Below are 22,378 nucleotides of genomic sequence, written 5' to 3' on the forward strand. Positions count from 1 at the left end.
TCAAATAATGATTGCAATTCATATGCTGCTCATTTTCATGACTTTATGGAATTGAAAGGAAAAGGGAAAAAGCCCAATATTTTGTGGATATGCACGGATTCTCAACGATGGGACACATTGGGCTGTTATGGAAACACGTTTGTGCGCACCCCAAATATTGACCGCTTAGCCCAACAAGGCGTGCTGTTCGAAAATGCATTTGTTCAAAATCCGCTCTGTAGCCCAAGTCGCGGTTCTTTTCTCACTGGGCGTTATCCATCAACGACTCGCTTGACGCGCAATGGTCAAGAGTGTCCAGAAGACATTGTTACGCTGCCAAAGATGCTCCGTGATCAGGCCGACTACGTGTGTGGATTGTCAGGTAAGCTTCATCTAAGCAATTGTGACGCGCGCCTCAAGTTAGGCGAAGAATGGTGGCGATACGACTCCGCTCATTTTTTTAAAGGCGTGGAGAAACGAATTGATTACGGCTATGATGTTTTTCATTGGGATCATTCATCCCGTGTCGACGATCCGAGTAGCGCCTACACTCAATGGCTTCGGGACAAGGGCCAGTTTTTGAGCTACGAAGAGTCCGAGCATTCTCCACTTTTAGTAAAGGGTCTCCCTGAAGATCTGCACCAGACGACTTGGTGTGTGGAAAAAGCGATCCAATTTATAAATGGTTACAGTGCGCGTCCCCATCCCTGGTTGTTTTCAGTGAATATTTTTGATCCGCACTTCCAACTCGATCCGCCTGAAGACGCTCTAGAGCGGTATCTTGATATCCTGGATGACATACCTCTGCCTGACTACAGAGAAGGTGAGTTGGAAAATAAGCCTTCACACCAAAAGCCCGCCGGTAAGAAAGGGACCAAAGTTTCGTCCCTAAATCGTTCAGATAAAGAAAATCGCCTGTGTCGGGCCGCTTATTGGGCGATGTGTGATGTCATTGATCGTCAGGTCGGCAGACTTTTGGAGGCCCTTGAAAAATCAGGAGAGGCAGAAAACACGATTGTTATTTTCACTTCCGACCATGGTGAGATGCTAGGAGACCATGGGCGCTACGTAAAAGGACCGTTTTTATACGAAGGCGCAATTAAGGTGCCCTTGATTATTTCATGGCCGGGTAAAATCCGTGAGGGCTATCGGGCAAAGGGCTTGGTTGAAGCGACCGATATTGCTCCCACATTGCTCGAGGCAGCCGGTGAGCCGAGAAATCCAGGGATGCAGGGCCAGTCGTTACTACCCGTTCTCATGGGAGATCAGGATGGGGATCATATACGCGATTCAGTGTATTGCGAATATCGTAATTCTAACCCTAAGCCTCCTGTTTCACTCAGTATGGTGCGTACTGAAACACACAAGCTGGTGGTTACCCATGAGACTGGAGAGGGCGAGCTCTATGACCTGCAACACGATCCGAAAGAGTTTACAAACTTATGGGAAGACCCCCAAGCTGCAGAAACCAAGAGTCAGCTGTTGCTTAAATTGAGTGACCGTATTGCTGCCTGTTCAGATCCGTTGCCGCCGCGAGTGGGGATCTACTAATCGATATAACCGTTCGGAAGTAAGTCGTAAACCGATTTGCGGTCCAGCTTACTCTTGATCGGCCGGAGTACCCCTGTGGTATGGCATCTGCTTGGGGTGGTCTTTTGATCAATCGATCGACCACAAACAATATGATGCAAACTACACAACTACACTCAAAATCCTGGAAGCCAATGGTGTTTGCCGCAGCAGCGGCGACCTCAAGCTTCCTGTCTGCACAAGAGGCTGAGGAAGACCTTCCGGTCTTGGAGGCGTTTATTGCGGAACAGACTGCTAATGAACCTGTGGATTCTCTTTTGCCTACCGATCAGGTGGTCAGTGGAGCGTTCATGGAGGGGATGAGCCTATTCGAGACACCTCGAGCTGTATCAGTTCTTAGTCCCGAATTACTTGATCAGTTCGGGATAGCTGACTTCAACGATCTCGCAAAATTTGGTGCATCGACTGAGCGTGTGAATTTTTATGGTATCGCTGGTGCGCCGGTGATTCGCGGATGGCAAGGTGGTATCTATTACAATGGTATGCTGCGCGCATTCCAGCGGAACGAAATGCCCACATCGTTTGGAGCTCTCGACGCGATGGAGATCGTTAAAGGTCCGGCACCAGCGCACCTCATGCCTGCCCACGTGGGTGGTTATGTCAATATGGTTCCCAAAGCTCCTTACTTTTACGAGTTTCGCGGATCCATTGAGCTCCAAATTGGGACCAATGATTTTTACAAGGCTCAGTTAGATGTGGGTGGACCGATCCTGCTCGGCGACTCCACACCTGCGGCTTACCGGGTCTCTGTGACTGCACAGGATGCAGGGAGTTATTATGACGATGTGGATAATGATTTCCTTTCGATCTACGCTTCTGCAAAAATTCAGCTCTCAAAAGACACCATGCTCTTCATCGGGGGTGAGTATTTTAACTACAAGTCAAACGAGAATGCTGGATGGAATCGTCCTTCTCAAAATTTGATCGATAACGGCGAATACGTAATCGGCGAACCTCTCAGCTTGGTCCGTGAGGATATTGGTGTGGCGGATCGTGGTTTAATCGATGGAACCGTTTTCGATTTTCTCGGAACTCCGGAGCAGAATCAATGGTTCCGCTCACTCCTCATTCCCGAGGAGGTGATTGCTGGGTCTTCACTGACAGCTGCGCAAATGGGGGCTCTACTCGATCTGAGTGATCCCGCGACACGTGCTACAATTTACGATGGTCTCCCTGGCAATGTCGTTCAATCGACCTCTGGCTATCTCTACACTGCAGATTATTTTGCCGCCGGTGGAACTGTATTCACCGAGAATATTGAGGGCAGCACCGTTCTCTCTGATCCAACTGATTTTGCGGACTCAGAAGACATTATCTTGTTCGCCGATTTAGAGCATACAGTAAGTCCTGACAGCAAGATCCACTTCGATGTGTTGTTTGAATCGATCGAAACCGACAAGCTCTCATCTTACGGCTATGCGATCCAAACGGAGCAAGATGTCATTGATGCACGCGTTTCTTTCGAGCATCAATGGGATGGAGAGAATATGTCCCTGGACCTCACTTATGGTGCCCAGGTGAGATACACTGAGGCTCAACAGCTCCAAGACTTCTGGACTGAGCCTTTCTCTCGTCGCGATATCACTCGTGACGAAATTTCTGCTAATTCAATCATTCTCGCCGGTGCCCAAGTCGACCCGGCTTCTGGCAACAATTTCTGGGGAGGGGGCTTCGGTGCCGGCGCTCCTGGCGGACACGCTGTTGAATCTGAGTTAACACAGACGGGTGCGTTTGCTTTGGGTAACCTTGGCTTTGGGGACAACATCAACATCCTGGCCAGCATGCGCTATGATGAGTTTGACCTTGATACATCTGTGCCGTCTGGACCCACGGATATTGCGCCAAACACAGGGTCTGATTCTGGTACTGAGTTTTCATGGTCGGTCAATCCAGTCGTAACGTTTGGTGACTGGCTGAGCTTTTATTACGTAGCTCAGGAGTCTTTGACATACATCCCCGTTCAAGGTGGAGCAGTATTGGATGCTGGCAACTTTGGCCAAGGCGAATTACAGGAGGTGGGTTTCAAGGTTCAAGCTCTTGAGGGGCGCCTTTTTGCAAATCTTGCCTTCTTCAAGTGGGAGCAGTCATCATTCAATGACCGAACAGCGACTTCGGATGTATACGATTCTGAAGGGTTCGAGTTCGAGGTCACCTATCAAGCAACAGAAGATCTCACTCTCATAGGTTCATTCACTGCGCGTGAAACTCGCCTGCTGACACCGCTTGGTTTCCGCACGATGCCATTTGGACTTACCGACCCAACTGGTGCCGGTGATGATGAGATCGGACTGGCTCTCAATGCAGGCAGCCTCCTCAACCAATTTGCTGATGCTTTTGGTGGATTTACACCAGAAGGAGGCGCTCCAAGTGGTAACCCGGATTTGATCTCAAGTGGTTCGCCTGAGACCACTTTCAAGCTGTTTGCAGTGTATGAGAATCTCTTCTTTGATGGTTTCGGAATTTCTGGTGGTGTTGTCTATCAGGACAGCTACTTTCAGAACTACGATCGCACTTTGACTCTGCCATCTTCAGCAGTAGTGAACCTGAATGCTTTTTACAAAGCAGAAGACTATGAGATTATGCTTACCGTGGATAACGTAACTGATGAAGACAACTTCGCTGGTTCCGATCCGATCTTCGCGGCAAACACTATTCTCACAAAGAACCCAGGTGTCGAAGCACGTCTTTCGTTCAAATATAACTTCTAATCCCTACACTCAGGGACCTATCAAAGGCCGTCCAGTTTTCGGACGGCCTTTTTTATGGTTTCTCTCCGCAAAAAACCTAACAATAAAAACGTCATTAAACCTTGATAAGACCGCATCGCTTTCCTTTTAGTGTTATGTGGACTCATCAGCTCCTGATAACGTAATGGACGGATCGCGCTGGAGATCGGCGTTAGAGCGCTCTGGGGCTGAGGTTTGGGATTGGGATGCTGTCTATAATACGGTCTCATTTCCTGCTTATTGGAGGGCGTTGCTCGACCACGATGCTAGCAAAGAAGTTGGGAATTTGCAGGATTGGTCGAATTGTTTGCATCCAGAGGATCGCCGTCGACATATCGATGCGATTGAGCGAATCCTGCAAGGCTCGTCGGATTCTTATGATAACCATCACCGCATGCGCACGAAATCTGGCGCTCATCTATGGGTTCATTTTCGTGGCCAAGTTGTTGAATGGGGCGATAATGGTAAGCCTGCACGGATTGTGGGGACGATGAATGGCATTTCGGACGAGAAGGTAACCGAGATGGCTCAATTAGAGATGAATGAACGTCTCAATATGGCTACCAAGCAATTGGAAACGCAGAAATACCTTTTGGATCGAACAAACACGGTCGCGCGCGTGGGTGCTTGGCAGATGGATTTGTCATCGGGACGTATCACTTGGAGTGATGTTACGAAGCAGATCCATGAGGTCGATGGGGGGTTCGTGCCGACTGCCGAGCTAGCAGTAGGCTTTTATCGCGAAGGCGAAAGTCGACAGCTTTTGAAAAAGGTTTTTAGTCGCGGCATCGAGCAGGGAGAAGCCTTTGACATTGAGTGCCAAATTGTAACCGCAAAGGGAAATGTGCGTTGGGTGCGGTCAGTTGGGGAGTTTGAACTCCTGGATGGGAAACCCGTTCGTGCATTGGGAGCTTTTCAGGATATCCACGAACGTAAACTGGCGGAAAAGGCACTCATCGAAGCTAAGGAGGATGCCGAGGCAGCCAATAGGGCAAAAGATGCTTTTTTGGCGATAATGAGTCACGAGATTCGTACACCACTCAATGGAATCATCGGTTCGACTGAGCTCTTGGAAAGCAGTAGTTTGTCTCCAGAGCAAATGGAGTTTGTTCGTATGATTTTGATGAGCGGAGAGGTGCTTCTATCGACGATCAATGATGTCTTGGATTACACCAAAATCGAAGCAGAACAGTTGGAACTGGAAAGTCGAACCTTCTGTATCTTAGATTGTGTTGAACAGGTGGTTGAGGAGCGTTACCTAGAGGCATCGAATAAAGGGCTCGAACTAAACGTTCATCTCGAAATTTCATCAAGTTTCCTGACTAGAGGAGACCCAGTCCGGATAAAGCAGATCATTGCGCACCTGATTGGCAATGCTATTAAGTTTAGCTCGGCAGGGCATGTTTGCATTGAGCTTGGTCTGGAGGATGGCGAATGGAAAGTATCCGTCCGAGATACAGGTATCGGTATTCCTCAAGATAAGATAGATTGCTTATTCAAACCTTTTTCTCAGGTCGATGTTTCAATGTCACGCGAGTTTGACGGAGTTGGTCTTGGTTTAGCGATTTCACAAAAGCTTGCGGCAAAAATGGGCGGAAGGATCGAAGTTGAGAGCCGCGTTGGAGAGGGCGCTTGTTTTGTATTGTCCATTCCGCTTCATGAACCTTCTGAATTGGGGGAATTGAGCCCGATATGGTCGCTCGGAGGCGATAATGATATCCGCGGAGCAAAAGTTTGTATTATTGAGTCAAGTAGCCAGCGGCGTGAAGCACTAAGAAAGGCGATCGAAGCGATACGGGGAGATGCCGTTGTCTTCGAATCTGTAGATCAGTATGAGGCAGCCAACAGGTTGCCTGGCTTTGATTTTTTAGTTTTAGGTAACTGTGGTTCAGGTCCATCTAGCGGTGAAGGATTACCAGAAGTCTTTTCACTCAGTAGCGCTGTGGGTCGCAGAGTTATCAAAGTAGGTGGCATCAAGCCTCCGAAATGGGAACATGTGAACTATGATTGGATTCCTGAGCCACTCAGCCTGAGGCGGTTTATTCGGGCGTGTGGCAAAGTCTCGAGATCGGAGGTCATGCCGTCCGTTAATGAGCAATCAAAGGTAATCTCGGAATATCGAGGTCGTGTTCTTGTCGTAGAGGATAACCAGGATAACCAACATGTCATGGTGCGTTTATTGAATTCTTTGGGCGTCCATGAGGTGGTCGCGGCTGACAATGGATATGAGTGCCTAGATATATTGGATCAGGACTGCTTTGATTTGATTTTAATGGATTGTCAGATGCCGATAATGAATGGCCTGGATGCTACGGTTAAGATTTTGAGCTTTTTCCAGGAGTGCCAAATTACGAACCCGACTCCAATTGTTGGCGTGAGCGCGAGCGCTTTTCATGATGACAGGGCTAGAGCTATTGAAGCTGGAATGCGTGATTATATTACCAAGCCCGTTAGGCTGTCACGACTTCGTAGCGTATTGGATCATTACTTGCCGCTGAAGAGATTTGTCATGAGCTAGTAGGACCAAATTTTTTCCGCAGCTTCTTCCACTATATTGCTCCGTTGTTTCAGATCATAGTCTAAGTCGAGTTGGGCGACACCGATGAGACGTCGTAGGACTTCAATCGCTGATAGAGTCTCGAGTGTCTTCTCATCTGGGGTTTCGATTGTTTCGTTCAGATATCCAGCAAGGAGATGCCCGAATAGTTCATTTTTTCCCGCCAACTCCAGATGCGCTTTCGCGACTGCGAGGTCAAAAATCCCATTTCCTAGGAAAGCAAATTCGGCATCGATGATCCAGACCTTGTCACCGGTGAAAAGCCAGCTCCCTGGAAAGAAGTCTCCGTGGATCAACTGTGCCCCGTCCGACAGATAGAGCTCGTTTCCCAGCTGAGTTGCTTTGCGGTGGAGACGTCCATCGGATTTAATACGACGAGCCAGATCTTGAAGACCGGGGCAATGAGCATCGAGCTCTAGATCGATATCGGGCCGAAAGGGGAGATCAAAAATATGCTCAAAATTTAGCGTGCGCATATCTCTGTTTGTGAGCATCGGAGAGACTTTCGGATCGATTGGAGTGTGGTGCAGTGCAGCCAAGAAGTGTCCGAGTTGTTCTCCTAAGCCATGGTCCATTACTTCCTCAGGATCGTATATGGCAGACCCATCAGTAGCTTTGGGGATGAACTGAAATACAAGTATGCGTCGCGCAAGATCCGTTGCCAGTAAACGCGGCATACGTGAGCGCACGGCTTTATTCGAGATGCACGCTTGATAGAATGATGCTTCGCGGATGGTGCGGTCCCATGGTGCATCGATTTGGGGGTATTTAGCCACCCACGGCACACTCTGTTTAACGGCATAGTCTTTGCCATCGATGTGAACGCGACGAGTAAGATTCATATTCCCGTCACCGAGCTGGGTGATACTGCAGCTGCTAACAGACTCAAGTCCGAGGAGCTCCTCGAGCAGTGTACCCATTGCTTCTGGCTCCAGCTCATCAATGAATAAAGTGCCAGGATGGGTTTCCTTCAGCTGTGCGCGGTCCATTCTGTTTGGAAGAGATACAGGTGTGAAAATTCCTCAGTGTCTGAAAGCTACGGAAAATAGGGAGTCAGGTCTACAGTTTCACCGGGCTGCAGAGTGATCGCCCCGCCTAAAGCGGGCGTCTCGTCGTTGAGCCAAAGCTCTACGGTGATCGCTTCGTTTACCAAATCAGACTGCCACCGATAGGCTCCGATCTCTACGAGCTCCATGGGTGTGCCGTGCTTATCCGAGAGCCCTGGGCCATTGCCACGAATCATAAGTTGGTCGCCGATACCCATGAGGATGTTGGCAGTTATTGACGCGTGTTGTGGAAGCTCGCTGGATTCTAGGTCAGGTTCTGCCACGAGAGGTGAGGTGTTCGACTGCTGAACTGGGAATGGAATCGTGGTGTTCTCTTCATCTGGCTCGGAACTATCTACAACATCTATTTCTTCATCGCCATCGTCTATCAACCAGTCCTCGTCATCGATCTCAGACTCTAGACCTTCGGGTATTTCTACATCTGGATCATCAAACTCTTGCAGTTCAGAATCGCCCGCATCGGGTAGGTCAGGGTCTCCAAGGCCAAAAACAGACGGACTGATGGAAGCTGAATTGGACTCAAGAGCCTTTCCGAGCATCGAATCGTGCTTACCAGATGGATCAGACCACTCAAAGTCTGGATCTTCTAACGGTTCAATAAGCGGTTTTAGCGAAGTGACTAGTTGAGCGACAGTCTGCTCTAAACTGAGCATGCGCTCTGTGAGTTTTGAGTCGGGCTGATCTTGAAGATCCTGACTTCCGTTGTTCTCCTGGAGCGAGCGAAGCGTGGTGCTAATCTCCGCCAATTGGACTTCAAGAGTCTCGATGGAGAGAGAATCACTTTCTTCGACTTTATCCGCTCTTCCGACATAGGCATCGCTCGTATCTTTCAGTTGCTGAATCGCTCCTTCTAGCTGTCCAAAGCGGCTATCGTATCGCTGGAGCACCCCCTCATAGCCAGAAATATTTAGATGAGTAGAATTAAAGAGCTTCTGAGCCTCTTTTGTGAAGCTTTCCCATTTACTGGTATTCGACTCAATCGCACTGCGGAGTGTAGCAAGCTGTAAATTCTTTCGAGTGACTTCTGAGCGTAGCCTGACGACATATTCGATCGCAAAGGGTAGGATTAAGAGAAGACAGCCCATAAACAAGGCCGAGAGAGATGTAGCTACAACCCCGGGGCTGAGAGGTTGCTCCGCGAAAAGAGGAAGGGTGATGGCAGCGGCGAGCAGCACCACATCGGCAACCACGAACGGCCATTTGCGGAGGCGTGTCCACGATGCTTCAGGTGCTGATTCGATATGATTCATTCAATTAAAGATTCTAGCGGACGCGTTCCATGAATCCAGTTTTGCGGTATACCTTTGCCAGTGTTTTATAGGCACGCTTTTGAGCTGTTTCTGCACCTTTCTTCAGCACTTGCTGGATGTAGGTCTTGTCCGCATGAAACTCGTGATACTTCGTCTGAATCGGATCCAACGTTGCTATGACTGCCTCAGCTACAGACTTTTTGAATTCCCCATATCCCTTTGATGCAAATTCAGTTTCTATGCTCTCCATACTCTGCTTGGAGCAGACACTCAGGATAGTCATCAAGTTCGTGATGCCTGGTTTGTCAGGAGCTGCACGGACATCTGAGCCCGAGTCAGTCACAGCGCTCATAATCTTTTTCTGAATAAGCTTGGGTTCGTCGGTGATGAAGACTGTAGCGAGAGCATCCGAATCTGACTTACTCATCTTTTTTGTCGGCTCCTGGAGGGACATAATACGCGCACCTTCTTTAGCGATGCGCGGTTCTGGGATGGTAAATGTGTCGCTATAGCGGTGGTTGAATCGACGTGCTAGATCTCGGCATAGTTCGAGATGTTGTTTCTGGTCTTCTCCAGTGGGAACTACATCGGCATTGTAGAGGAGTATATCGGAAGCCATTAGCACAGGATAGTAAAGCAAGCCTGAGTTAACCGAAGCCTGAGCGCGTGCGCCATCGTGCGTAAATTTTAATTCATTCTCTGAATCTTCGGTGGATTGAAAGCCAAGTTTTGCGGCCTTTTCCTTGAACTGTGTCATGCGCTGGAGTTCCCCAATAGGAGTCAGTGAGCCTAAGACCCATGCTAATTCTGTGTGCCCGGTTACGTGAGACTGAACAAACAGATGGCTTTTCTCAGGATTTAGGCCACAGGCGATGTATTGTGCGGCGCAATCAAAGGTGTTTTTACGGAGATCGGCTGGATTGTAATCAGCTGTGATCGCGTGCAGATCGACCAGGCCGAAATAGCAATCGCAGTTATTGATCATTCTCGCCCATTGGCCCAAGGCACCTAGGTAATTACCAAGCGTCAGCGTGTTGGTAGGTTGGGCGCAAGTGAGGACAACAGGACGGTCTGAGCTCATCTAAACGAGATAGGCTTGGCCGAATATTTTTGGCAAGTGTCAACTCTTGAAGCAGGGCGCGATTCCGCGACATACTCTCAGATACGATCATGCTGCAAATCATACTCTTCCAGCCAGAAATTCCTCAGAACACCGGAAACATCGGTCGTATGTGTGCGATCACGGAAACGCGGCTCCATCTGATCCATCCACTCGGATTCGAAATTAGTGACCGCAGCCTCAAACGGGCTGGCATGGACTATTGGACGCGTTTAGATGTCTTCGAGCATGTAGACTGGCGAGCGTTTATAGATAGTGACAAGGGGCCCAAGGGTAATCTGTTTTTATTCACAACTCAGGGGGCACGCAGCTATTGGGATGCACAATTTTCTGATGAGGATGGGCTCATCTTTGGCAACGAAGGGCATGGGGCACCCGATTGGCTACATAATGAGCCAGGTGTCGATCGCCTAAAGATCCCTCAATGGGGGGATGCTTTGCGCAGCTTGAATCTAGCGACCGCTGCAGGAATCGCCACCTACGAAGCGCTGCGGCAGATTCGGGGTGCTGAAACCGTCTAAATCTCTATACCGACAAGACAAGTTTTCCGAATTGTTCACCGGAGTCCATGCGAGCAAAAGCATCTGCGGCATTAGATAGAGGAATTGCCGAATCAATGATGGGCGCGATTTGTTTTTCAGATACAAAGTGAATCATATGCGCGAAATCTTCAGCAGTTCCCATCGTGGTGCCGAGAATGTTGAGTTGCTTCCAAAACATTTTGCGGATGGGTAGGTTGTCTGGCTCCCCAGCAGTGCCTCCATAGTGGACGATACGCCCACCGGGGGCTGCTGCGTCGATGAGCTCGCCGTATTGTTTTCCTGCCGCGCCGTCAATGATCACATCAAATCCTCCTGTCTCAGCGAAGGCTTCGATTGACCAACTTTCGTCTTGATAGTTATAGCCACCTTCGAGACCCAATTTCTTGGCGCTTTTTATTTTCTGATGAGAAGATGAGGTGCCCCAGACACGGCACCCGGCAGCTGAGGCGAATTGCATCGCAAAAAGAGCGACACCGCCACCGATTCCAGTGATAAGAACTTTTTCCCCGGCTTGGAGATCTGCGCGCGTGAACAGTGCGCGGTAAGCCGTGAGCCCAGCAAGAGGGAGCGAAGCAGCTTGGTTAAAATTCAGATGCTCGGGTGCTTCTATCACCTGCTCTTGTGGAACCACGATGTACTCGGCAAAGGTCCCTGGTCGCGGCATACCCAGGATTTTAAAATCATTGCCTTGAGCCTTGGAATTGGTGCCCCATTCGAAGGAGGGATTGATCACCACGTTTTTTCCCACCCATCTAGAATCCACGCCGTCGCCAATCTCATCGACTACACCGGCTCCGTCCGAGCCGAGAATCATAGGGAGTTTCATAGCGGGGTAGAGTCCTTTCTGAATCCAGACATCTCTATGGTTCAAGGCCGCGGCTTTGATGCAGATGCGGATGTTGCCCGCTATCAACTCAGGCATATTCACAGTTTTTATAACTGGATTACCGCCTACATCTTCTAGGAGGAGTGCTTTCATAATATAAGACCGGATTACGGGTAGAGCCAATAGGGCTTAGACTGTTTTTGAAATGCAAGCGCACGAGTCTCCCAAGCGCGCAGAAACTTGTCCACGTTGGGCTGTCGCGTGCGATTAAAAATTTCGTCCCACCAAGCAGATGAACCGACGTGCTTATTGAATAAGCCAATATCCAGATCCTTCGCATTTTGAAATGCCTCTGGCTGCCACAAGCCGGTAAGTTTCATCATCGCGAAACTGATCTGGGTGGGATTAAGCACCGCCCAATTATCCACGCGCGCATACACACCGCGGATGACTATGCCTGCTTGGGTGCGTGTCTCAATAATTGGAAACGATAGTCCGGGAAGCTGTTCTCTATTCAATGCCCCTTGTATCTCTTCTGGTGATTTACCTTTAAAGCGCAGGAAGCGGAAGGGGTAGGGGGTGCCGATACCATGTGAAAAATTACCCAGCTGCGCGCCCAAGCCAGTCATTGAATAACCGAGAACCGCTGATACGTCTGGAATGTTCGGTGAGGTGGCGACAAATTCGAGTCCTGTGTCGGGCCAGAGCATGGAGCGATTCCAGCCGCGCATGGGAACTATTATGAGTTCACCCGCTCGTATTTGCTCTGGTGTCAAATCAAGCCAGCTCGGTGTTGCCACAGCCATGCGGGCTAGCTCTCCTATCGTCATGCCATGAACATAAGGAGTGGGAAATGTGCCCACATAGCTGCGCCATTCCTCATCCATCGATGGACCGTCGACTTTCAAGCCGCCCAAGGGGTTAGGTCGATCTAGGATTACTACGCTCTTTCCCTCTTCAAAACAGGCCTCAAGCGCCAAACGCATACAACTCACATAGGTGTAAGAACGCACGCCGATATCCTGGAGGTCGATGACCAGGGTATCGATGTTTGCGAGCATCTTGGGCGTCGGTTTTCGGTATTTGCCATAAAGCGAGTAGACAGGTAACCCGGTGCGCGAGTCGATCTTGTCGTCCACGGGCTGACTCGCCTCCTCATTGCCATAGATGCCATGCTCGGAACCAAACAGAGCGACTAATTCTACCATCGGCGCACGTCGCAACACGTCGACCGTCGGCGTGCCAAAACGATTTACACCAGCCGGGTGCGTCAATAGGCCCACGCGTTGGCCAGAGAGTACATCGAAGCCTGTCTGCTGGAGGACATCGACCCCCAACTCAATGCGCGCAAAGGAGATGGAGGCGAATAAAAGGAAGGCAGCGACTGCTAGGATACGCATGGGTTATGGAGTGTAATTTTTGAATACAGCCGATGCGATTTCCAGGGCTTCGTCGACCACGGAATCTGTGTGGGCAAATGACATAAATCCGTTGTGATGTGGATGCATGAAAAGACCTGCATTGATCAATTCTCCAAAGAGACTCTGGGTATGCGTCAGGTTCGGATCATCATCGACACTCACATAGGGAGCTGCCATTGGGCCCGATGTTTTTAAGGATATGCCGCAATCTGACGCGAGTCTTGACAATTCGCCAGTCCATAGTGTGCCGATTCTATCGAGGTGTTCAGGAACACCTGCTTCCTCGAGTATTTGGAGGCAGGCAAGGCAGGCGGCATGCGCTACAGCATCGTTCCAGTAGCTACCCGTCAGAAATACGCGCGATGCAGCTTCTTTGAGGGCAGATGTTCCGACAGCAGCGGATATCGGATAGCCGTTAGCGAGCGCTTTGCAGTAACAGGCCATATCGGGCTGGATACCGAACACTGAATGGGAGCCGTTAATGCTCGTCCGAAAACCTGCCCGGATGTCATCGAGTATGAGGAGAGCATTCTCCGCGTCACAGAGTGTGCGAATGCCTTGGAAGAATGCAGATTCGCCAAAGACTTGGTGTGCGAATACTGGGTGGTGATACGGGGTGAGGATCACCGCTGCTATATCGTTTTGATTCTCAGCGAAAGCTTTTTGGACCGATTCAAGATCATTCCAGCGGATGTTCACAATCTGCGAACGATCTTCCTCAATGAGCCCCCCTGTCCCTGGGGTACACCAGGGATCGACGCCATGATAGGCATCACCTACTTTTATGATCTTTCGTTTCTGCGTGTGCTCCCGGGCAACCATGGTGGCCCAGGTGGTAACATCTGAGCCATTGCGCGCGAAGACAGCCCAGTCTGCGAAGTCGATTAAACTCACTAGTTTTTCGGCGAGCTGGATACTCGTCTCGGTGGGGTGGTTGAAAACTGCCCCTTGGCTACGTTGCTCTGCTGCTGCAGCTTCTACTCCCGGGTGGTGATAACCCAAGACCATGGGGCCATAGCCACATACAAAATCGATGTATCGGTTTCCATCTGCGTCCCAATAATAGGGCCCTTCGCCGCGTGCTGCGAAATAGGGACTGCGGCCTGGCAGCACTGCAGCGGGGCTCACATGGCCATAAATGCCTCCTGGGATGACCTGCTCTGCGCGTTCGAAAATGTTCCGGGAGCGAGCGTAGTCCATAGATGCAAAAAAGCCGGAGCAACGGTGCTCCGGCAGATTTGTTAAACCGTTATAGCGTTGAGTCCTTCTTCCACCCGGAAGACTGGAGGCGTGACGTCAGCTGCGGCGAAAGGTGTGACCCGCTTAAATAAGCCCAATGATCGTTCCCAATTGTTTATGATATCCTTCGCTTTGGGACTACCAGTCAGCTCTGCATGCCGTTTAGTGATTGCCTTCAAGGCAATGCTCTCATCGACATCTTCGATGGATTTGAGTTCAACCATCTCAGGATTGATGCGCTCTGCCATAGCGTCGTTCTCGTCATAGATGAAGGCGAGGCCACCGCTCATTCCAGCACCGAAGTTGCGTCCGGTTTCGCCAAGAATAATTATTGTGCCGCCAGTCATATATTCGCAGCCGTGATCACCGACACCTTCAACGACAGCGGTGCCGCCTGAGTTGCGCACACCGAAGCGTTCACCGGCTGTGCCAGCTGCAAACAAATGTCCGCCGGTGGCTCCATAGAGGCAGGTATTTCCGATGATGACGTTCTCTGACCAGACGATATTATCTTCGGCTTTCGGGCGGATGATGATCTCTCCACCGTTCATACCCTTTCCGACGTAGTCATTAGCCTCACCCGTCAAATTGAGGCGGAGACCCTGGACTAAGAAGGTGCCAAAGCTTTGTCCTGCACTACCTTTGAGATCTAGCGTGATAGTGCCAGATTTCATGCCCTTGTTACCGTGGAGGTAAGCAATCTCTCCGGCAAGATGGGTGCCCACATTGCGCGAGATGTTATTCACTTTGAAAGAACCGCGGAAGGGCTTTTTCATGTGAACGATGCTTTCCTTAGCTTCCTGCATGACACGATCATCCAAGGAGCCATCACTCCCAAAGCGATCATTGCGCTCACGTGTATGATAGCGTGGCATTTCACCCACCGGGTCTGGGTTGTGAAGGAGTCCCTTGAAATCGATTTTCGAAGTTTTCGGATTTTCCGGATCCTCGATTTGTTCGAGAAATTCAGTGCGGCCGATGATGTCGTTGAGCGTGCGCGCTCCAAGTTTAGCAAGAATACGGCGCACATCTTCCGCTACAGCATTGAAGTAATTGACGATATACTCGGGTTTGCCTCGGAATTTAGCCCGCAGATCGTCGCGTTGAGTTGCAACACCGACTGGGCAGCTATTGAGGTGACAGACGCGGAACATGGCACAGCCACCCGCTATCAGCGCTGAGGTGCCGAAATTGAATTCTTCAGCTCCTAAGAGGGCAGCGATGACGATGTCGCGTCCGGTCTTCATGCCGCCATCTGTGCGCAGTGTGACACGGCCACGCAGGTCGTTCATCATGAGCGTTTGGTGCGTCTCAGCGAGGCCAATTTCCCATGCTGATCCTGCATGCTTGATCGAAGAAAGAGGGGAGGCTCCTGTTCCACCATCGTGACCTGAGATCAAAATCACATCGGAGTAGGCTTTCGCAACTCCAGCCGCAATCGTGCCCACACCTGAGCTGGATACAAGTTTAACACAGACCTTAGCGCGTGGGTTGACCTCTTTGAGGTCAAAGATCAACTGAGCCAAGTCTTCAATCGAGTAAATGTCGTGGTGAGGAGGGGGCGAGATAAGTGTTACGCCGGGAACCGAATAGCGCAGCGATGCAATAAGGGGCGAGACCTTGTGGCCAGGGAGCTGGCCCCCCTCACCGGGCTTTGCACCTTGAGCGATCTTGATTTCGATTTCACGAGCATTCGCCAAGTACTCGGCTGAGACGCCAAAGCGGCCAGAAGCCACCTGCTTGATTGCACTATTGGCATTATCACCATTGTCGTAGGGTGAAAATCGCTTAGGATCTTCACCGCCTTCGCCCGAGTTCGACTTACCACCGATGCTATTCATCGCTATAGCGAGAGACTCGTGCATCTCGGGAGAGAGAGCTCCAAGACTCATCCCCGCAGTGGTGAAGCGGCTACGGATATCGTCGATGGGTTCTACCTTATCGATGTCTACACCTTGCTCGGGATAGTTGATTTTGAGCAGGTCTTTTACAGAGACGGGTTGGTGGTCGTCAGCCGCGTCTTTGTAAGGTTGAAAAGCCTCATAGTCGCCTCCCTTACGGTTAAAGCGATTCATTCCAGATACGACTTTGGGATTCCAGCCGTGGAATTCGCCTTCCCCTTTTTTTACGACGCTGAAGTATCCATCACTGGTGATTGCTGGATTTTCGTCAGTTACCTCAAATCCGGCGGTGTGTCGGCGGATAGCCTCAGAAGCAATCTCAGCATAGCCAATTCCGTCGATAGGGCAGGCGGTTCCAGAAAAACAGTCATCAATTACCTTTTGGCTGATACCGACCGCCTCAAATATTCCTGCGCCTTGATAGCTAAATAAAGTGCTGATGCCCATTTTGGACATGATTTTGAGGATGCCTTTATCGATCGCGTAACGGTAATTCAACTGGGCTTGCTCGATTGAGACTGAGGCGTCCAGTTTATCGGCCTTTGACAGCGAGCGAATCAAGTCCAGAGCTAAATAAGGATAAATCGCGTTGGCCCCAAATCCGAGGACAGTTGCGGTCTGGTGGACGTCGCGAACCTCCGCTGTCTCTGCGATGATATCGCAGCTGATGCGTTTGCCGGCTAGAACGAGTTCAGAATGGACAGCGCCGACAGCGAGTAGAGTCGGGATCGCAGCGTGATCTGAATCGGTGTGCCGGTCACTCACTACGATCACTTTAATCTGTTTCTCGGCAACTACCTTTCGGGCTGCACCGCGCAGAGCGAGTAAAGCGACCTCAAGGCCCGATTCTCCCTCTGAGACGGGGAAGGTTGCATTGAGAACCGCTATATTATCCGAAAGGCAAGAATTTTGGCTGATGGTCTCGAACTCGTGATCGAGTAAGATCGGAGATTCCAGAGCAATAAACTCATGGTTTTTGACCATGCCCTCGAAGAGACTGATGCGTCCACCCAGGTGGGTTTTGAGGGACATCACCATACGCTCACGGAGTGAGTCGATAGGTGGATTAGTTACCTGTGCGAAGAGTTGCTTAAAATAGGTGTATATGAGACGAGGTTTGCGCGAAATGACAGCGAGTGGGGTGTCATCGCCCATGGATCCGATTCCTTCAGCCCCTGTATCTGCCATGGGGATGATGATGCGCTCTTCTTCTTCGATATCATAACCGAAAGCGACGCGTTTTCGGACGAGTTCTGCTTCGCTCGCATCCACGTCCGTGTGAACCAATGAGTCGCTCGTGATGTCGCTGAGGTTGGAAATACATCGGCTGCACCATTCGCTGTAGTTTTCATCTGCAGCGAATTTACCTTTGATTTCATCATCCTCGACCAACCGGTTTTCTTCGAGGTCGACTGCGAGCATTTTTCCAGGGCCGAGGCGCCCGGCTTTTACGGGAACAGAGCCCCATTCGGGAATCAGGCCCACCTCAGAGGCAAGGATTACCGTGCCGTCTTCATATACCTTATAGCGAGCAGGGCGGAGACCGTTGCGATCCAAACTGGCGGCGACGTAGCGTCCATCAGTAAACACGATAGCCGCTGGACCATCCCACGGCTCCATCATTACGGCATGGTATTTATAAAAAGCACGCACTTCGTCGTCTAGAGATCGATCATTTTCCCAAGCTGAGGGCATCATGATAGACACACCATGGGTGGCACTGCGCCCTGCTGCTGTCGTAATTTGCAGCGCATTGTCGAAGCTTGCGGAGTCCGACATGTTTTGCTGCACCATGGGGGACAGGTCTTTGTAACGGTCTCCCCACACTCCGACTTCGCTAGAGTATTCACGCGCCCGCATGGCGTTACGGTTGCCACGAATGGTGTTAATTTCACCATTGTGAGCGAGCATGCGGTAAGGCTGTGCCTTGGTCCAGTCTGGGAACGTATTGGTTGCGAAGCGCTGATGGAAAATAGCAAATGCGGTTTCGTAGCTTTCGTCCTGAAAATCGAGAAAAAATTTCCTTACCTGAGGCGCGTTGAGTAGTCCTTTATAGGTGATGGTTTTGTGAGACATACTCACAATGTAGAAATCCTTCACTTTATCCTCCTCGGCACGTCGTGCTGAGGCTTTCTGAGCGAGAAGTAGCTTTCGCTCGAAGGTCGCGTCGTCCTCTTCGTTACGCATGATCATGCCGTGCATAATAAGGGGGCGGGTAAGTTCTGCTTTCTTACCTAAGCAAGAGTTGTCTACAGGGCATTCGCGCCATCCCGCGAAGTGGAGGCCTTCTGCTTTTACGGACTCCTCAATAATACGACGGCCTTGTGCTTGGCCATATTCATCATCCAAGGGAAGAAATACTGCGCAGACGGCGAGATGTTCTTCACGAAATAGATTCTTACCAACTTTCTCCAGCTCTTTCCTGAAAATAGAATAAGGAATCTGAGTCAGGATGCCCGCTCCATCGCCTGTGATGGCATCTGCATCTATGGCACCCCGGTGCGCAAGGTTTTTGAGCCCTACAACCGCGCGACTCAGTATGTCATTGCTTTTGGTGCCATGCATGTTGGCGATGAAGCCGACGCCGCAGGCGTCATGTTCAAAGTCAGAGCGGTAGAGAGGAGAAGGTATAATGTTTGCCATAGTGAGGCTTGCAGAGTGCTTTCGAAGGAGGCGCGGGCCGAAAGATCCCGAAAGTGATGCAGTAGACCGCCGCGAAAAAGCCGGGTTTTTTCTGCAGATTTGGTGGCAACGTCAAGGATCATTCACATTGCCCTTGTTCGGACTCAGAGGAAACGTACCGTTTTAGAATTTTCCTCGGCTGCCTTCATGCCACTACAATTTGTATTAGTCGGAGCGAAAGGTTTTTTTTCGTTGGGCGAAACCAGGTTATTTGAGAGCATGTAGTTCTCAACTTCCTCTCCAGACACATCTGCGAGCATTATGCCATCAAGTTCAACACATGGAGAGAGAGGCTGACCTGATTTTTCAACCATTTCTTGGTAAAGCGCAGAGTTGTTGATAATATCGAGATCTTCGTATTGAAGCTGATATTTGTCAAAAATCGCACGGACACCCATGCTCCATCCGCATTGCGGCTTTAGGTAGGCTTTGATTTTCATGGTCTTTTAGTTGATCGGAAATCGAAGTCGTTTTGCGGCGGCTCATCTGTGGCCTCCGTTCGAAAAGAAGATATGTTTTTATCGGGTGATCAAACTGTTGAAAGACAAAAATAGATAAAATCTAATCATGGCTATGACCGGTTGCGTTATCGGAGTCATTGGTTTTCAATGATTTGCGTGGGACTGCATTGATAATCTTGTATCGTCCAACGTGAAATCCAAGTAGATAGGAAGTCGAAAAGAAATCTTCTGTTTCGAATTCGACTCCCATCCTGAGTTGGGGCGTAAGATTGCCAGTGTAGGGCTCTCCCTGGAATTCGAAATCGATCCCGTCGCCGGGCTCAAGATCATGAAAGGTAATGTCACGTACTTCCATTGGGAGTTCATTACGCAAAGCAACGAGGACCAGCTGCCTGTATCTAGGTTCGACGTGTTCCCAATGATATAGCTCGACCATTGCCTCGAAGTCTTGCTGGGCAACCGCTTTTAGGTAGTCATTGCGCAGGCGTTCTCGCGCGGCACTTTCGCCCAATTGGCTATCGCTGCAGGCGCACAACAAAAGAAATGAAAGGCTGCAAAATATCGGAAAAATAATACGCACGACAATGAGTTAAGCTTTCTGTCGGTAAAAATCAACAGATCGAAAATTGAGTCCATGCTCGTCGGGTGTATCTCTGAAAAAATGGCGTCCTATTTCTCCAGGTGGATACATGCGCTTGGCATCGATGCCGGGTGTGTTGCGCTCTTGGGATACTTGTTGGTGTGCCGGGTAGCGAATGTGCCCGCAAATCTGGGATATGGCTGGGTGCTCCTAATTACAGTCGTATTGGCCTACATGGGTGATCGTTGGCTGGATGCTTCGCGACAGCCTCTGTTTTCCATGACGTTGCCGCGGCATGGTATTTATGTGAGGCACCGCTTCATGCTTTTTCGCCTTTGGTGTATTTTGTTTACTGTAGATCTAATAATCGCGTTTTCATGTCTTTCACCCCAAGAGCTTGCTCTCGGTGTATGTTTCGCTGGAGGGGTGGGGGCGTATACGATTTTTGCCCAAAGGGGGAAGCTGCGTCGAGGGAGCAAGGAGGTGTGTATCGGAGGCTTATTTTTCCTTGGTGCATTAGGGCTGAGCCCTTGGGAGTTGGAGATGTCAGGATGGTGGACCGCCTTATTGTTCGGCCTGTTATGCAGTTTTGACTGCTTGGTGATGGCGTATTTGGAAAGGCATCAAGATAACGCTCGCGAGGAGCCGTCGGCTTTTAGTTTCACTATTTTTAATCAGCGTTTCGGATGGAGAATTATGTGGTTAATGATTGTGGTGTGGCTCTTCTCGCTTTTTTGGGTCCCCATAATTTTGATCCTTGGTATGGCTCTCTTTGTTGTGGCCACCTTGGTTTGGGCGCGGCGGCTTCGGCTTTCCAACCATTCTTTGGATGGGCAGAAGTTGGACGCGGTACTGATCGTTTTCTTAATCAGTCTAGTATTGTTGATTTGATATGAGAGATCCGTTTGGACGCCTCGGCCGTATCTACCACCTACTCAAGATGGCTTGGTCAGGAAGAGAACTCCGGAAAATGCGTGAAGCTTTTCTTGGTGACCCTGATTTGGTCGCTTCACGCTCAGTGTTGATTTTTGGGGAAGGTGATGGGCGTTTTCTAAAAGCGGCCCTCGAAGCCTGGCCGCAAGCGCAGTTTAGAGTTGTGGACCAAAGTGCTGGTATGATCTCGATGGCACGGCGTCGCATTATTGATATGGGGTATGGGTCGAGAGTGAGGTTCGATCAAGCTGACGTCATAGGTTGGGAGTGTGATGAGGCATTTGATGGGGTGGTTATGCACTGTTTTCTAGACTGCTTTGATGACAGAGGCATGCGGCATGTTTTGAAAGAAGCTAAACGTGGATTAAGCACGGGAGGTTGGGTGTGGGTGGGGGATTATGTCGAACCTCTCAATCGGAATTATCAGTGGCTTCGGCTGCGCTGCTTATATAAATTTTTCCAATACGTAACTGATATCCGTGCCCGACGTATACCGGACTATGCTACCTGGTTTGAACAAAATGCCTTCGAAGCTCGTCGCTGTTGCTCGTTTGGTCGGGGTAGCCTTAATTCATGCTTATACTTCAAGGTCTGAAGAAAAGGGCAGAGCTTATGCAGCTACAAATTATTACGGGTCGCAAAACCAAAGACCACCCGGGCTTTGCGCGCCGAGTGGTCTCCAGGGATAGGGGTATGAAAAGGTTTTTATCTAAATTGCCTGGTCCACGTCGCTAGATGCTTTTCGTTTTTCGCGACGGTTCGAGAAAGGAGATCTGGTGTCTTTAAGTTCTTTCCTGTCTGAACCAGCTTCAGCAATGAGGCTAAGGAAATCTTCCTTCAGTCTGCGAAGCATTGCAGTACCTCCATTGCTGTAAGCCATTTTGAACCCATTGGAAACGTCGACTTCATTTTCGGCAATTTCGCAGGATTCCTGGCGTTTATTGATCAAATAGAAGATGGTTCGAAGAATTGTGTCAGAAGATTCTGCGTTACTGATCGCTGATCTAAGTTCCTCCAGGCGAATTTTATCTGTGGTCGCGAAGACTTCCTTGAGGCGGTGATGTTTTGCTAGTGCATTGCGCATATATTCGTTTTGTTTGCGCAATTCCTCAATCTCCGCCTTGTTACGAATCGCCGTGTGCTCAAGTTCGCGCTTTTCAAACTCGGTGCGCTGGCACTGTTCTCGCCAAGCGGTAGCTCTAGATGTTGCGGATGCCAGACTTGCCTCGTGCTTTGAGTGTCCAAAGAGAGATCGGATCATATGAGGGCAGGGTTGAAGGATTGTTACGTGATGTGTGAGTAATGTAATTCTGAATATCCTTTCAAGGGTCAAGCGCCTTTATGGCAGCCGCTTTTACGGCATTTTATCAGCCCGTATGTACGGGCACCTTTGGCTCGATCTGAATCTTGACAAAAAGATTGGTGCCAGAGCACACTGTGACTGATGATTTATCTTGCGCGAGCTAAGCCAATGGAGGTTTTCGGCAGGCTGAGTTCTGACGCG

At 49.9% G+C, this 22,378-nt stretch carries 16 protein-coding genes; 6 read left to right on the forward strand and 10 right to left on the reverse strand.

Translation table 11 applies throughout. The annotated features are described in order from the left end of the window. The first annotated feature begins 45 nt into the window (after nucleotides 1–45). From HRU10_03085 to HRU10_03095, 3 genes are all read left to right on the forward strand, one after another. Complete coding sequence (locus HRU10_03085) at nucleotides 46–1,530, forward strand: sulfatase-like hydrolase/transferase (GenBank protein ID NRA26215.1); 1,485 nt, start codon at nucleotides 46–48, stop codon at nucleotides 1,528–1,530. 131 nt (nucleotides 1,531–1,661) lie between these two features. After that, nucleotides 1,662–4,277, forward strand: a complete 2,616-nt coding sequence (locus HRU10_03090) for a hypothetical protein (GenBank protein NRA26216.1) — start codon at nucleotides 1,662–1,664, stop codon at nucleotides 4,275–4,277. A 163-nt stretch (nucleotides 4,278–4,440) separates the two neighbouring features. Beyond that, a complete protein-coding gene (locus HRU10_03095) occupies nucleotides 4,441–6,813 on the forward strand; it encodes a response regulator (GenBank protein NRA26217.1) in 2,373 nt (790 codons plus the stop codon). Here HRU10_03095 and HRU10_03100 read toward each other — a convergent pair. Genes HRU10_03100 through trpS form a run of 3 tightly spaced genes read right to left on the reverse strand, consistent with a single transcriptional unit; the run spans nucleotide 6,810 to nucleotide 10,250 of the window. Continuing rightward, on the reverse strand, nucleotides 6,810–7,841 hold the full coding sequence (locus tag HRU10_03100) for a phosphotransferase (protein ID NRA26218.1): 1,032 nt from the start codon (nucleotides 7,839–7,841) through the stop codon (nucleotides 6,810–6,812). The two genes, HRU10_03095 and HRU10_03100, sit on opposite strands and share 4 nt — an antisense overlap. 47 nt (nucleotides 7,842–7,888) lie before the next feature. Next, nucleotides 7,889–9,169 carry a hypothetical protein gene (locus HRU10_03105; GenBank protein ID NRA26219.1) on the reverse strand — a complete coding sequence of 427 codons (1,281 nt, stop codon included), beginning with the start codon at nucleotides 9,167–9,169 and terminating at the stop codon, nucleotides 7,889–7,891. Nucleotides 9,170–9,182: 13 nt separating this feature from the next. Continuing rightward, a complete protein-coding gene (gene trpS, locus HRU10_03110; protein NRA26220.1) occupies nucleotides 9,183–10,250 on the reverse strand; it encodes a tryptophan--tRNA ligase in 1,068 nt (355 codons plus the stop codon). A gap of 89 nt (nucleotides 10,251–10,339) precedes the next feature. Here trpS and HRU10_03115 point away from each other — a divergent pair, with 89 nt between their 5' ends. After that, the gene (locus HRU10_03115) at nucleotides 10,340–10,810 is read left to right on the forward strand and encodes a tRNA (cytidine(34)-2'-O)-methyltransferase (GenBank protein NRA26221.1); all 471 of its coding nucleotides are present in this window, start codon (nucleotides 10,340–10,342) and stop codon (nucleotides 10,808–10,810) included. A gap of 4 nt (nucleotides 10,811–10,814) precedes the next feature. Here HRU10_03115 and HRU10_03120 read toward each other — a convergent pair whose 3' ends face one another. From HRU10_03120 to HRU10_03145, 6 genes are all read right to left on the reverse strand, one after another. Next, entirely contained in the window at nucleotides 10,815–11,810 is a 996-nt protein-coding gene (locus HRU10_03120; GenBank protein NRA26222.1) for a zinc-binding dehydrogenase, read from the reverse strand. A gap of 14 nt (nucleotides 11,811–11,824) precedes the next feature. Continuing rightward, nucleotides 11,825–13,057 carry a DUF1343 domain-containing protein gene (locus HRU10_03125; GenBank protein ID NRA26223.1) on the reverse strand — a complete coding sequence of 411 codons (1,233 nt, stop codon included), beginning with the start codon at nucleotides 13,055–13,057 and terminating at the stop codon, nucleotides 11,825–11,827. A 3-nt stretch (nucleotides 13,058–13,060) separates the two neighbouring features. After that, nucleotides 13,061–14,278: an aminotransferase class III-fold pyridoxal phosphate-dependent enzyme gene (locus HRU10_03130; GenBank protein NRA26224.1), complete on the reverse strand. Its 1,218-nt coding sequence runs from the start codon at nucleotides 14,276–14,278 to the stop codon at nucleotides 13,061–13,063. A 41-nt stretch (nucleotides 14,279–14,319) separates the two neighbouring features. Then, the gene (gene gltB, locus HRU10_03135) at nucleotides 14,320–18,861 is read right to left on the reverse strand and encodes a glutamate synthase large subunit (protein ID NRA26225.1); all 4,542 of its coding nucleotides are present in this window, start codon (nucleotides 18,859–18,861) and stop codon (nucleotides 14,320–14,322) included. 143 nt (nucleotides 18,862–19,004) lie between these two features. Continuing rightward, a complete protein-coding gene (locus tag HRU10_03140) occupies nucleotides 19,005–19,340 on the reverse strand; it encodes a glutaredoxin (GenBank protein NRA26226.1) in 336 nt (111 codons plus the stop codon). 121 nt (nucleotides 19,341–19,461) lie between these two features. Then, the gene (locus HRU10_03145; protein ID NRA26227.1) at nucleotides 19,462–19,941 is read right to left on the reverse strand and encodes a hypothetical protein; all 480 of its coding nucleotides are present in this window, start codon (nucleotides 19,939–19,941) and stop codon (nucleotides 19,462–19,464) included. A gap of 81 nt (nucleotides 19,942–20,022) precedes the next feature. Here HRU10_03145 and HRU10_03150 point away from each other — a divergent pair, with 81 nt between their 5' ends. Together HRU10_03150 and HRU10_03155 are read left to right on the forward strand one after the other, a co-directional pair. After that, nucleotides 20,023–20,832 (forward strand): hypothetical protein, encoded by an 810-nt coding sequence (locus HRU10_03150; protein NRA26228.1) that lies wholly within the window; start codon nucleotides 20,023–20,025, stop codon nucleotides 20,830–20,832. A 1-nt stretch (nucleotide 20,833) separates the two neighbouring features. Beyond that, nucleotides 20,834–21,469 carry a class I SAM-dependent methyltransferase gene (locus tag HRU10_03155; protein ID NRA26229.1) on the forward strand — a complete coding sequence of 212 codons (636 nt, stop codon included), beginning with the start codon at nucleotides 20,834–20,836 and terminating at the stop codon, nucleotides 21,467–21,469. Between the two features lie 114 nt (nucleotides 21,470–21,583). Here the strand turns inward: HRU10_03155 and HRU10_03160 are convergent, their stop codons facing one another. Next, the gene (locus tag HRU10_03160; GenBank protein NRA26230.1) at nucleotides 21,584–22,135 is read right to left on the reverse strand and encodes a hypothetical protein; all 552 of its coding nucleotides are present in this window, start codon (nucleotides 22,133–22,135) and stop codon (nucleotides 21,584–21,586) included. Nucleotides 22,136–22,378: the final 243 nt, after the last annotated feature.

It is taken from the genome of Opitutales bacterium (assembly GCA_013215165.1).
Lineage (GTDB): Bacteria > Verrucomicrobiota > Verrucomicrobiia > Opitutales > JABSRG01 > JABSRG01.

Bases quoted from the DNA above. Each gene is read 5' to 3' on its own strand.
- HRU10_03085 (NRA26215.1), top strand. From the start codon at position 46: ATGGAATTGAAAGGAAAAGGGAAAAAGCCCAATATTTTGTGGATATGC.
- HRU10_03090 (NRA26216.1), top strand. From the start codon at position 1,662: ATGATGCAAACTACACAACTACACTCAAAATCCTGGAAGCCAATGGTG.
- HRU10_03095 (NRA26217.1), top strand. From the start codon at position 4,441: ATGGACGGATCGCGCTGGAGATCGGCGTTAGAGCGCTCTGGGGCTGAG.
- HRU10_03100 (NRA26218.1), bottom strand. From the start codon at position 7,841: ATGGACCGCGCACAGCTGAAGGAAACCCATCCTGGCACTTTATTCATT.
- HRU10_03105 (NRA26219.1), bottom strand. From the start codon at position 9,169: ATGAATCATATCGAATCAGCACCTGAAGCATCGTGGACACGCCTCCGC.
- trpS (NRA26220.1), bottom strand. From the start codon at position 10,250: ATGAGCTCAGACCGTCCTGTTGTCCTCACTTGCGCCCAACCTACCAAC.
- HRU10_03115 (NRA26221.1), top strand. From the start codon at position 10,340: ATGCTGCAAATCATACTCTTCCAGCCAGAAATTCCTCAGAACACCGGA.
- HRU10_03120 (NRA26222.1), bottom strand. From the start codon at position 11,810: ATGAAAGCACTCCTCCTAGAAGATGTAGGCGGTAATCCAGTTATAAAA.
- HRU10_03125 (NRA26223.1), bottom strand. From the start codon at position 13,057: ATGCGTATCCTAGCAGTCGCTGCCTTCCTTTTATTCGCCTCCATCTCC.
- HRU10_03130 (NRA26224.1), bottom strand. From the start codon at position 14,278: ATGGACTACGCTCGCTCCCGGAACATTTTCGAACGCGCAGAGCAGGTC.
- gltB (NRA26225.1), bottom strand. From the start codon at position 18,861: ATGGCAAACATTATACCTTCTCCTCTCTACCGCTCTGACTTTGAACAT.
- HRU10_03140 (NRA26226.1), bottom strand. From the start codon at position 19,340: ATGAAAATCAAAGCCTACCTAAAGCCGCAATGCGGATGGAGCATGGGT.
- HRU10_03150 (NRA26228.1), top strand. From the start codon at position 20,023: ATGGCGTCCTATTTCTCCAGGTGGATACATGCGCTTGGCATCGATGCC.
- HRU10_03155 (NRA26229.1), top strand. From the start codon at position 20,834: ATGAGAGATCCGTTTGGACGCCTCGGCCGTATCTACCACCTACTCAAG.
- HRU10_03160 (NRA26230.1), bottom strand. From the start codon at position 22,135: ATGATCCGATCTCTCTTTGGACACTCAAAGCACGAGGCAAGTCTGGCA.